At 72.8% G+C, this 11457-nt stretch carries 9 protein-coding genes; 6 read left to right on the top strand and 3 right to left on the bottom strand.

The features are described from left to right. A partial coding sequence (ispH, locus tag AOK24_RS11010; RefSeq protein ID WP_055719885.1) for a 4-hydroxy-3-methylbut-2-enyl diphosphate reductase occupies nt 1-944 on the bottom strand: 944 nt, incomplete at its 3' end. Nucleotides 945-1164: 220 nt separating this feature from the next. Here ispH and AOK24_RS11005 point away from each other — a divergent pair. The 6 genes from AOK24_RS11005 to AOK24_RS10980 are packed head-to-tail and all read left to right on the top strand — an operon-like array spanning nt 1165 to nt 8159. Further along, complete coding sequence (locus tag AOK24_RS11005; RefSeq protein ID WP_055719879.1) at nt 1165-1704, top strand: cupin domain-containing protein; 540 nt, start codon at nt 1165-1167, stop codon at nt 1702-1704. Then, nucleotides 1701-2846, top strand: coding sequence for a DegT/DnrJ/EryC1/StrS family aminotransferase (locus AOK24_RS11000; RefSeq protein WP_055719878.1), 1146 nt, complete (start codon nt 1701-1703; stop codon nt 2844-2846). The genes AOK24_RS11005 and AOK24_RS11000 overlap by 4 nt, the downstream gene beginning before the upstream one ends. Nucleotides 2847-2857: 11 nt before the next feature. Then, nucleotides 2858-4669, top strand: coding sequence for an FAD/NAD(P)-binding protein (locus AOK24_RS10995; protein ID WP_055719877.1), 1812 nt, complete (start codon nt 2858-2860; stop codon nt 4667-4669). After that, complete coding sequence (locus tag AOK24_RS10990; protein WP_055719876.1) at nt 4666-6018, top strand: nitrosuccinate lyase; 1353 nt, start codon at nt 4666-4668, stop codon at nt 6016-6018. The genes AOK24_RS10995 and AOK24_RS10990 overlap by 4 nt, the downstream gene beginning before the upstream one ends. A gap of 57 nt (nt 6019-6075) precedes the next feature. Further along, complete coding sequence (locus tag AOK24_RS10985) at nt 6076-7158, top strand: type III polyketide synthase (protein ID WP_193555228.1); 1083 nt, start codon at nt 6076-6078, stop codon at nt 7156-7158. Beyond that, a complete protein-coding gene (locus tag AOK24_RS10980) occupies nt 7155-8159 on the top strand; it encodes a class I SAM-dependent methyltransferase (RefSeq protein WP_055719875.1) in 1005 nt (334 codons plus the stop codon). Before AOK24_RS10985 ends, AOK24_RS10980 begins: the two co-directional genes overlap by 4 nt. Nucleotides 8160-8202: 43 nt before the next feature. Here the strand turns inward: AOK24_RS10980 and AOK24_RS10975 are convergent, their stop codons facing one another. Further along, on the bottom strand, nt 8203-9222 hold the full coding sequence (locus AOK24_RS10975; RefSeq protein WP_055719874.1) for an AfsR/SARP family transcriptional regulator: 1020 nt from the start codon (nt 9220-9222) through the stop codon (nt 8203-8205). Nucleotides 9223-9308: 86 nt separating this feature from the next. After that, on the bottom strand, nt 9309-11420 hold the full coding sequence (locus tag AOK24_RS10970; RefSeq protein ID WP_055719873.1) for an MMPL family transporter: 2112 nt from the start codon (nt 11418-11420) through the stop codon (nt 9309-9311). Between the last annotated feature and the right edge of the window lie 37 nt (nt 11421-11457).

The following is an 11457-nucleotide window of genomic DNA, read 5'->3' as shown; positions in this document are numbered from 1 at the left end:
TCCCCCAACTCCCCCAGTTCCACCGGCAGTTTGAAGGTCACGTTCTCCACAACCGTCTCCTCGACCTCGACGTCCTCGAATCCCAGCTCCGCGAGCCGCCCCAGCGCCTGTACCACCAGCGCCTCCGGCACGCTCGCCCCGGCCGTCAGCCCGACCGTGCGGACGTCCCTCAGCCACCCGGCGTCCAGCAGCACCGGGTCCGTGAGGAGCCGCGCGGGTGTACCGGCGGCCCGCGAAACCTCCACCAGCCGCAGCGAGTTGCTGGAGTTCGCCGACCCCACGACCAGCACCAGGTCACTGCGCCCGGCGATCGCCTTGACCGCGTTCTGCCGGTTCTGGCTGGCGTAACAGATGTCGGCGGCCCCGGGCCCGGTGATGCCGGGGAACCGTTCCTTGAGCACGGCGACGATCTCGGCCGTGTCGTCGACGGACAGCGTGGTCTGCGTCAGGTAGGCGGCCCGTGCCCCCGGAGCCAGTTCGAGCTTCCGCGCCTGCGCCACGTCGGCGACGACGACCGTCCGCTCCGGCACCTCCCCATATGTCCCCTCGATCTCCTCGTGGTCGGCGTGCCCGATGAGGATCAGCGTGTCCTTGGTGCGGGCGTACCGGATCGCCTCCTGGTGGACCTTGGCGACCAGCGGGCACGTCGCGTCGACGACCGTCAGCTCGCGGCCCCGCGCGTTCTCGCGGACCTGCGGGGAGACGCCGTGCGCGGAGAACACGCACACCGCGCCGGCCGGCACCTCCTCCTCCGAGTCGACGAACCGGGCGCCCTTGCCCTCCAGTTCCCGCACGACGTGCTCGTTGTGGACGATCTGCTTGCGGACGTACACGGGCGCGCCGTGGATCTCCAGCGCGCGTTCCACGGTCTCGATGGCCCGGTGCACTCCGGCACAGGCCCCCCGTGGCGCGGCGAGCAGCACTCGCGGTGTGGCGGACTGCATGGTTTCCCCCTCGGGATGGTCGGAACCGGATTCTGGAACCCGTGCGCAACCGCATCTTCGTCACGGCCCCTTGCCGGGGAATACGCGGCGAGTTGGCCCCGGCTTGGCGGCAAGCGGGCGCCAATCGCGGACCCAGTGGCCACCAAGTCGGCGCTGGCATTCTCGCTTTCTCCGCACCGCCCGCATTCCGCAGGGAAATTCCACCAGAGAGCGACACTCCATGAGCGGTCTGATCGTCCCTCCCGGCCACGGCAGGAAACTCGTCACGAAAGCGCAGGACGTGACGTTCAAAGTCACCGCGGCGGACGGCTCCTCCTCGTCCGTGTTCGAGGTGGTCGTACCGCCGGGCTTCGACGTCGGCGCGCACGCGCACAGCGCGTCCCAGGAGTTCTTCTACGTCCTGGAGGGCGAGCTGGAGCTGTTCGCGTTCGAGCCGGCCGAGCGTACCGAGGAGACCTGGCACGGCTGGGAGTCCCCGAAGGGCGAGCGCCCGGTCCGGGCGGTGACCGGCAGCTGCATGTTCGTGCCGCCGGGCACCCCGCACGCCTTCCGCAACGCCTCGGACGCCCCGGCCCGGATGCTCTTCCAGAGCTCCCCCTCGCCCGACCACGAGCGGTACTTCGAGGAGATCGTCGAGATCTTCGCGGCCGGCCCCTCGGTGGACCCGGAGGCGGTCGAGCGGATGCGCCGGCGCTACGACGTCCAGCAGATCACCCCGCTCCGCTTCACCCCGCCCGCAGAAAGGACGGTGGCCCCGTGACCACCAACGACAGCGTCCCCCTCGTCCACGCGAGCCTCGGCGCCCGTGAACTCGCCGCCGTCGCCGAGGTGTTCGCCTCCGGCTGGCCGGCCGGGCAGGGCCCGCGGGGCAAGGCGTTCGAGGCGCAGCTGAAGCAGCGGTACGGCGTCGGCGACGCGGTCGCGCTGAGCAACTGCGGCGCGGCGCTGCACCTGGCGATGCTGGCGCTCGGCGTCGAGCCGGGCGACGAGGTGATCGTCGCCGACTACACGTTCCCGGCCCCGGCGCACGCGGTGCGCTACGTCGGTGCCACGCCCGTCTTCGCGGACGTGCGGGCCGACACCGGCACGGTCGACCCGGAGGCGGTGGCCGCGCTGATCGGGCCGCGCACGGTCGGGGTGATCGCCGTCGACACGGTCGGCCTGCCCGCCGACTACGACGAGCTGATGGCGCTCGCCGACCGGCACGGGCTGTTCGTCGTCGAGGACGCGGCCTGCGCGGTCGGCGCGAGCTACCGGGGGCGGCCGGCGGGCGCGCTCGCGCCGGTCGCCTGTCTCTCCTTCCACGGCCGCAAGGGCGCCAGCAGCGGGGAGGGCGGGGCGCTGCTCGCCGCCGATCCGGTGATCGGCGCGGACGCGCGGCTGCGGTCGTCGTTCGGCATCGGCAGCATCTACGACCAGGCGCAGGTGGTCGGGCTGCCGATCCCGACGTTCACCGACATCGGCTACAACTACAAGCTCTCCGACATCGCCGCCGCGATCCTCGAGGTCCAGCTGGACCGGGTGGACGAACTCCTCGCCCGCCGCAGCACGGTCGCCGCCCGGTACGCCGAACTCCTCGCCGACGAGGAGCTGCTGACGCTGCCGTACGTCCCCGGCGACCGCACCCACGCCTGGCAGTCGTACCTCGTCACCCTCTCCCCGCTCGTCGACCGCTCCGCCCTCGCCGCCTCGCTGCGCGCGCAGGGCATCGGCTGCGGGCACGGCACCTGGGCGAGCCATCTCCAGCCGGTCTACGACGCCGTGCAGAGCTGCCCCGTCTCGGCGGACCTCTTCCACCGCAACCTCGCCCTGCCCATGCACGCCGAGCTCCGTGACGACCAGGTCGAGCGGGTCGTGGACGTGCTGCGGGCGGAGCTCAAGAACAACGTCCGCACGTCCTGACGGGAGAGCCCGTGCTTGTCGTCTGTCTTGTCGGGGCGGGGCCGCGTGGGCTGTCCGTCCTGGAGCGGCTGTGCGCAAACGAGCGGAAGTCGCCCGCGCACGGGGCGGTGACCGTGCACGTCGTCGACCCGTACGCGCCGGGCGCCGGGAAGGTGTGGCGTACGGACCAGTCGCGGCGGCTGCTGATGAACACGGTCGCCTCGCAGGTCACGATGTTCACGGACCACACGGTGACGATGGACGGGCCGGTGGAGGAGGGGCCGAGCCTGCATGAGTGGGCCGCGGGGCGGCTCGGTCCTGACGACTATCCGACGCGGGCTCTGTACGGGGCGTACCTGGAGGACGTGTTCCGTACGGTGCGGGACTCGGCGCCGGCGCACGTCACCGTCGTGGAGCACCGCACGTCCGCGGTCGCGCTCGACGACTCGGCGGACGGCACGCAGTCCCTGCTGCTGGCCGACGGCACACGGCTGGGCGGGCTGGACGCGGTGGTCCTCGCGCAGGGGCACCTTCCCGTCCGCCCGGCGCCCGGTGAGCCTCGCGGCGCCGGGTACTTCGCCCCCGCGAACCCCGCCGACCTCGACCTGTCCGGGATCGCTCCGGGCGAGACCGTCTTCGTACGCGGGCTCGGGCTGAACTTCTTCGACGTGCTCGCGCTGCTCACGGAGGAGCGGGGCGGCAGGTTCGTGCGGGATGCCGGGCGGCTGCGGTACGAGCCCTCGGGGCGGGAGCCGCGCATCGTCGCCGGGTCGCGGCGCGGGGTGCCGTACCACGCGCGCGGCGAGAACCAGAAGGGGGCGTACGGGCGTCACGAGCCCCGGGTCCTGACCCTGGCGGCCGTCGCCCGGCTGCACCGGCGGGCCGAGAACGGGGAGCGGCTGTCGTTCGCCGCGGATCTGTGGCCACTGATCGCCAAGGAGGTCGAGAGCGTCTACTACGGCACGCTGCTGTCCGCGCGTGACTCGTTCGTACGGGAGTTCCTGGCGGCCCCGGACCGTGCCGCCGAGGCCCGGCTCCTGGACGCCGCCGGGGTCGCGCCCGGTGAGCGGTGGGACTGGGAGCGGGTGGCCCGGCCGTGGCTCGGGCAGGACGTGAGCTCCCCGGACGCGTACCGGGCGTGGCTCCTGGCGCACCTCGCGGACGACGTCCGCGCGGCCAGGGCGGGCAACGTGCGCGGGCCGCTCAAGGCCGCCCTCGACGTGCTGCGCGACCTCCGCAACGAGATCCGCGCCGCCGTCGACCACGGGCGTCTGGAGGGCGGTTCGTACCGGGACGACGTGCAGGGCTGGTACACGCCGCTGAACGCGTTCCTGTCGATCGGGCCGCCCGTCTCGCGGGTCGCGGAGCTGATCGCGCTGATCGAGGCGGGCGTGGTGGCCATCCTCGGGCCACGGGTCCGGGTGACGGCCGGCGACGGCTTCACCGCCGTCTCCGGTGTCGTGCCGGGGCCGCCGGTACGGGCGACTTCGCTGATCGAGGCACGGTTGCCGGAGCCGGACCTCGCGCGTACGGCGGACCCGTTGCTGCGGGGGCTGCTGGATACCGGTCGGGCGCGGCGGTTCACGATCGCCGGGTCCTGCGGGACGCAGGTCGCGACGCGGGGGCTGGCCGTCACGGAACGCCCGTACCGGGTGATCGACGCGACCGGGCGGGCCCATCCGCGCCGGTTCGCGCTGGGGGTCCCGACGGAGGGCGTGCACTGGGTGACCGCCGCCGGGATACGGCCGGGCGTGGACTCGGTGATCCTGGGCGACGCGGACGCGGTGGCGCGGACGGTGCTGGCGCTCGAACCGGCTGTCACGACTCTGGGAGCGTCCGCATGACCGACCACGACCTCGGCCTCCTCTCCCCCGTCCGCGCCGGCACCCCCGCCGAAGCGGCCACCTCCGACACCGCCTGGCTCCAGGCCATGCTGGACGCCGAAGCCACGCTGGCCCGGGCCCAGGCCGCCATCGGCGTGGTCCCCGTCGAAGCCGCCGAGGCCATCACCGAGGCCGCCCGCGCCGAGCGGTTCGACGTGGCGGCCCTCGCGCTCACCGCCCGGGAGACCGCGAACCCCGTCGTCGGGCTCGTCGCGGCCCTCACGCGGGTCGTCGCCAAGACCTCGCCCGAGGCCGCCGCGTACGTCCACCACGGCTCGACCAGCCAGGACGTCTTCGACACCGGCGCGATGCTCGTCGCCGTCCGGGTGCTCTCCCTCGTCCGCGCCGACCTGGAACGCGCCGCCGCCGCCCTCGCCGAACTCGCCGTGCGGCACCGCGACAGCGCCATGGCCGGAAGAACCCTCTCGCTGCACGCCGTGCCCACCACGTTCGGGCTGAAGGCGGCCGGCTGGCGCCGGCTCGTGCTGGACGCCCGCGATCGGGTCGCGGCGCTGCTGGACGGCGGGCTGCCGTTCTCGCTGGGCGGGGCCGCCGGGACGCTCGCCGGTTATCTGGAGGCGGGCCCGGTGGGACCGCTGCTCGACGCGTACGCCGTGGAGACGGGCCTCGCCCGGCCGCCCCTGCCCTGGCACGCGCTGCGCACCCCGGTCGCCGACCTCGCGGCCGTCCTCGCCCTCACCACCGGCGCGCTCGGGAAGATCGCCGTGGACGTGCAGTCGCTCGCCCGGACCGAGGTCGGTGAGGTCGCCGAGCCCTCGCCGGCCGGGCGGGGCGCGTCGTCCGCGATGCCGCACAAGAGCAACCCCGTGCTGGCGACCCTGTTGCGCAGCGCCGCGCTCCAGGTGCCGGTGCTGGCGGCGGGGCTGACGCAGTGCATGGTGACCGAGGACGAGCGGTCCGCCGGGGCCTGGCATGCGGAGTGGCTGCTGCTGCGGGAGTGCCTGCGCCTGGTGGGCGGCGCCGCGCACACGGCCGTGGAGCTGGCCGAGGGGCTGGTGGTCCGGCCGGAGCGGATGCGGGCGAACCTGGAGCTGACCGGCGGCCGGATCGCCTCGGAGCGGATCTGTGCCGCCCTGGCGAAAGAGCTCGGCAAGGCCCGCGCCCGCGCGGTGGTGACCGAGGCATCCGCTGAGGCGGACCGCAGCGGGCGCGCCCTCGGTGACGTCCTGGGCGAACTGCCCGAGGTGACCGCCCGTCTGACGGCGGACCGCATCTCGCGGCTCCTGGACCCCGGCGCGTACACGGGCGCCGCCGCCCTGCTGATCGACGACGACGTCATCCGGCACTGAACCCCCGAACGATCAATTTCCGAGAATTCCCATACTGCTGAGAGGCGAATGCCGGACATGCCCATTCTCTGCAAGCCCGCGGTGCGCGTACCGGAATACGTCATCACGATGGAACAGACCCTGGATTTCGCCCGCACAGCGCACGCGGGAAAACCCCAATTGCCGCTCGCGCTCCGGCTGATAGAGAACACCGGGGTGAAGAAACGACACCTGGTCCAGCCGATCGAGAAGACCTTGTCCCACCCCGGTTTCGAGGAACGGAACCGGATCTACGAGATGGAGTCGAAGAAGCGCTGCCCGGACGCGATCGAGGAGGCGCTGGCGAACGCGCTGCTGCGGGCCGAGGACATCGACGCGATCATCTACGTGTCGTGCACCGGCTTCATGATGCCCTCGCTGACGGCCTGGCTGATCAACACGATGGGCCTGCGCTACGACACCCGCCAGCTGCCCATCGCCCAGCTCGGCTGCGCGGCGGGCGGCGCGGCGATCAACCGGGCCCACGACTTCTGCGCGGCGCACCCGGACAGCAACGTCCTGATCGTGTCGTGCGAGCTGTGCTCGCTGTGCTACCAGCCGGACGCGGACGACATCGGCTCGCTGCTGTCGGACGGCCTGTTCGGCGACGCGGTCGCGGCGGCCGTCGTGCGCGGCCGGGGCGGCCCGGGCGTCACCGGCGTCCAACTGGCCCGCAACGCCTCGTACTTGATCCCTAACACGGAGGACTGGATCTCGTACGCGGTGAAGGACACCGGGTTCCACTTCCAGCTCGACCGCCGGGTGCCGGGCACGATGGAGCCGCTCGCGCCGGTCCTCAAGGACCTCGCGGCCGGTCACGGCTGGGACGCCGGGGACCTGGACTTCTACGTCATCCACGCGGGCGGCCCGCGCATCCTGGACGACCTCGCGAAGTACCTCGGGGTCGACGGCGCGGTCTTCCGGCACAGCTGGGGGACGCTCACCGAGTACGGGAACATCGCCAGCGCCGTCGTCCTCGACGCCCTGCGCAGGCGGTTCGAGGAAGGCCCGCTGCCCACCGGGGCGACCGGCCTGATCGCCGGGTTCGGGCCCGGCATCACCGCAGAGATGGCCCTCGGCACCTGGGTCGACGACCACCAGTCCACGGGGAGGACCGCATGAACGACCACGACACCACGCCCACTTCGGACCGCGTGATGCGGCTGATCAACGGCTACTGGGCGACCGGGATGGTGGGGACGGCGGCGACGTACGACCTGTTCACGCACCTGGAGGACGGCGCCGGCAGCCCCGAGGAGCTGGCGGCGCGGGCCGGGATCGCGGTGCGCGGGGCGCGGGCCCTGCTGGACGGGCTGGTCGCGCTGGAGCTGGTCGAGGTGGCCGGCGGGCGCTACCGCAACTCCCGTGAGGCGTCGGCGTTCCTGGTCGCGGGCCGGCCCGCGTCGCTGGCGGCGTTCGCGCGGCTGAAGATGGGCCACCTGGGGTCGCTGGCCGCGCTGCCGGACGTCGTGAAGGCGGGCGGTCCGGTGTCGGACGCGGTCGTGGAGGTCGCCGACAACCCGCACTGGGAGAACCTGGTCCAGGCGATCGCCGCGCAGTCCGTGCCCGTCGCGCACATCGCCGCCGAGGAGCTGGGGCTGGCCGACGCCGGGAAGATCTCCGTGCTGGACGTCGGCGGCGGTTCCGGGGTCTGCTCGGCGGTGTGGCTCGGCCTCAACCCGGACGCCCGCGCCACCCAGATCGACTGGGCGCCGATCAACGCCATCGCCCGGCGGCTGCTCGCCGAACAGGGGGTGGGCGACCGGGTCGAGCATGTGGACGGCGACTTCCACACCGTCGGCTTCGGGGACGGGGAGCACGACGTCGTCATGTACTCCAACATCGCCCACCAGGAAGGGCCCGCGGACAATGAGGCGGTGTTCGCCCGGATCCGCCGGGCCCTGAAGCCGGGCGGCACGCTCGTCGTCTCCGACTACATCACCGACGACGAGCGCAGCGGCCCGCCGTTCGCGCTGACCTTCGCCGGGGAGATGCTCCTCAAGAGCCGGCACGGGTCGACCTGGCGGCGCGGCGACTATCGGGCGTGGCTGACGGCGGCCGGGTTCGAGGAGGTGCGGTTCGTGGAGACGCCGTCGCCGACGACCCTCGTCCTGGCGCGGTGACACAAGGCGCGGTGACCCCCGGGAGGGTCACCGCGCCAGAGGTTCAGGAGCGTTCCAGCTCCGGTGCCTGCCGCAGTATTTCCAGTTCGAGGTGTTGCAGCGCGGGGCTGGGTGAGATGCCGAGCCCCTCCACCATCTTCTTCTGGTGGGCGCGCAGCACCGACAGCGCGTCGGCCTGCCGCCCCGACCGGTACAGCGCGAGGGTGAGCAGCTCGCAGCCGTACTCCCGCAGCGGGTGGGCCTGCGTGAAGGCGACCAGTTCGGGAACCGCCATCTCGTGGCTGCCGACGGCGATGAGGGTGGCGCACCTGCCCTCGATCACCGACAGCCGCAGTTCCTCCAGGCGGACCGCCTCGGGCGCGACGTGCGGTGCGCCCGCGACCTCCGCGTACGCCTCGCCGCGCCACAGGCCGAGGCCGGCCTCGAACGCGTACAGGGCGCGCTGCGGATCGCCCCGGTCGAGGGCCTGCCACCCGGCGGTGGCGTGCTCCCAGAACCGGTGCGCGTCGACCTCGACGGCCCGGCTGTCGAGGAGGTAGCCGCGTCCGCGCGTGCACAGGACGGTGGCCGGGGTGCGGGGGGCGCGGTGGGGTTCGAGGGCGCGCCGCAGGTTGGCGATGTACGCGTGCAGCGAGGTGATCGCGGACTGCGGTGGCCGGCCCTCCCACAGGGCGTCGACGAGCGTGTCGACGGAGACGGGCTGGCCGACCTGGCTGACCAGCAGGACGAGCGCGGCGCGCTGCTTGGGCGCCCCGAGGTCGACCCAGCGGCCGTCGACGGCGGCCTCGACGGGGCCGAGGACCCGGAACTCGACGCCGGTGGCGGGAGCTGGCCGGCGCGGCGGGCGTTGCGGGTCGTCCGGCCCCGCGGACCGCACGGGGGGCCGGTCCCCGCGGCGGGGGCCGGTGTCGAGGTCGAGTGCCTTGCTGACGTACTGCTTGAGTGTCTCGTTGGCGCGTCTGAGTTCGCGGACCTCGTGTTCGAGCTCGGCGATGCGCCGCGCACCGGTGCCTTCCGTCGAGGTGTCGCGGCGGAGTTCTCTGTCCCTCGTCTCCGTGTGCATAGATCTCTTGCCCCCGTTGCCGTGTTTCCGTGCGTGCGGTCGCCCCTGCCACGGGACCCCGGCGGGGTCGCCGTGGCAGAGACGGTTCACCTGCCGCTGTAGGCGGGTACCTGGCCGCTGTCGCCCGTCGCCGTGCCGGCGTCGTCGCGGCGGTGGAACAGCTTGCTGGGCCACCACATCCAGCGGCCCACGTCGAGGGTGAGCGCGGTGACGAGCACCGAGCGCACCACGAGCGTGTCGAGGAGGACGCCGAAGGCGACGGCGAAGCCGAGTTCGACGGCGAAGACCAGCGGCAGGGAGGCCATCGCGGCGAAGGTGCCCGCGAGGACGACGCCCGCCGAGGTGATGACCCCGCCGGTGGAGGAGAGGCCGGTGAGCGCGGCGCGCCGGGTGCCGTGCAGGGCGGCGTCCTCGCGGACGCGGGTGACCAGGAAGATGTTGTAGTCGATGCCGAGGGCGACGAGGAACACGAACGCGAGCAGCGGGAACGAGGCGTCGGCCCCGGCGAGGCCGAAGACGTGCTCGAAGACGAGACTGCTCACGCCGAGGGCGGCGCCGAACGACAGCAGGACGGTCGCCATCAGCAGCAGCGGCGCGACGACCGCGCGCAGCAGCAGGCCGAGGATGAGCAGGACGACGAGGAGGACGATCGGGATGATCACCTTCGAGTCGCGGGCCGCCGCGTTCTCCGTGTCGACCATGATCGCGGTGGAGCCGCCGACCTGCGCGTCCGCCCCCTCGATCTTGTGGACGGCGGTGCGGGCGCGGTCGACGGTGCTCATCGCCCCCTCGCTGCTGGGCTCGTCCTTGAGCTGGGCGAGCAGGACCGCTTCGCCGTCCTTGACGACGGGGTCGCCGACGCCGGTGATCCCGGGTACGGCCGCGAGCGCCGTCCTCACCTGCGCGGCGGCGTCGGCCTTGGCGACGACGTAGACGGGGTCGCCGGAGCCGGCCGGGAAGTGCTCGGCGCGGATCTCCTCGCCGACCGCCATCTGCGGCTTGTTCGTGAACTGGTCCTTGTTGGACAGCCCGGAGGCGTTCAGCCCGAGGGCGCCCAGCGCCATCGCGCCGAGCACGAGGACCGTGCCGGCCCACACCAGGCGGGGCCGGCCGGAGATGGCGTTCCCGACCCGGTCCCAGACGCTCTCCTTGGCCTGCGCCTCGGCGCCGTACACGGGTTTCTTCGGCCAGAAGATCCACCGCCCGCAGGCGACGAGGAGGGCCGGCATGAGGGTCGTCATGGCGAGCAGGCCGACGATGATGCCGATCGCGCAGGCGGGGCCCATGCCCTTGGTGGAGTTGAGGACGGCGAGGGTGAGGAGCATGAGGCTGACGGCGACGGTCGCGGCGCTGGCGACGATCGCGGGCCCGGAGCGGTAGAGGGCCTCGGCCATCGCCTCGTGCCGGTCCTCGTGGCGGGCGAGTTCCTCTCTGTAGCGGGAGATCAGCAGCAGCGCGTAGTCGGTGGCGGCGCCGAAGAGGAGGACGACGAGGATGAAGCTGGTCTGTTTGTTGACGACCAGTCCGGCGTTCTCGGCGAGGAGGTAGATGAACGCCTCCGCCGCCATCAGGGCGACCCCGACGGTGAGCAGCGGCAGCAGGGGCAGCAGCGGGCTGCGGTAGGTGAGCAGCAGGATCGCCACGACGACCAGCGCGGTGATGGTGGTGAGCGCGCCGCCTCCGCCGAACGCCTTGATGGAGTCGGCCCCGTACCCGGCGGGCCCGGCGACGTGGAAGCCGAGCCCCTGCGCGTCCTTCTTGCCGACCTCGGTCATCGCGTCGACGACCTTGCCGAGCCCTTCCCAGCCGGTCTTGTCCTTGCGGACCTGGACGACGGTCTGGAGGGCCTTGCCGTCCTCGGAGACCACCGGGCCCTGGGGTTCGCCGACGACGTTGGTGATGGACTTGAACGCGGTGGCGTCCGCGCGCGCCTTGGCGAGGTCGGCGGGGGTGGTCCCGGCGGCCCGGTCGTAGACGACGATCGCGGGGACGGTGTCGGCGGGCATCAGCTTCTGGGCGCGCTCGACGACGGCGGTGGACTCGGCGTTGCCCGGCAGCCAGGCCGAGTTGTCGTTCTCCTCCGCGTCACCGAGCTTCCCGGCGAGCATCAGCGCCGGAACCAGGATCACGGCCCAGATCGCGATGACGACCCACTTGCCCACCCTTCCGCTGGGCAGGGCGGCCAGTTTTCGCAGCATGCGTGTGGTCTCCAGTGTTCTTGTGGGGGACGGGTGT

This window comes from Streptomyces niveiscabiei (genome assembly GCF_001419795.1).
Lineage (GTDB): Bacteria > Actinomycetota > Actinomycetes > Streptomycetales > Streptomycetaceae > Streptomyces > Streptomyces niveiscabiei.
The sequence above is the reverse complement of the archived record's forward strand: the minus strand, read 5'-3'. Positions and strand labels throughout refer to the sequence as shown.

Coding starts and splice junctions, on each gene's coding strand:
- AOK24_RS11005 (WP_055719879.1), top strand. CDS start 1,165: ATGAGCGGTCTGATCGTCCCTCCCGGCCACGGCAGGAAACTCGTCACG.
- AOK24_RS10990 (WP_055719876.1), top strand. CDS start 4,666: ATGACCGACCACGACCTCGGCCTCCTCTCCCCCGTCCGCGCCGGCACC.
- AOK24_RS10980 (WP_055719875.1), top strand. CDS start 7,155: ATGAACGACCACGACACCACGCCCACTTCGGACCGCGTGATGCGGCTG.
- AOK24_RS10970 (WP_055719873.1), bottom strand. CDS start 11,420: ATGCTGCGAAAACTGGCCGCCCTGCCCAGCGGAAGGGTGGGCAAGTGG.
- AOK24_RS10975 (WP_055719874.1), bottom strand. CDS start 9,222: ATGCACACGGAGACGAGGGACAGAGAACTCCGCCGCGACACCTCGACG.
- AOK24_RS10985 (WP_193555228.1), top strand. CDS start 6,076: ATGCCCATTCTCTGCAAGCCCGCGGTGCGCGTACCGGAATACGTCATC.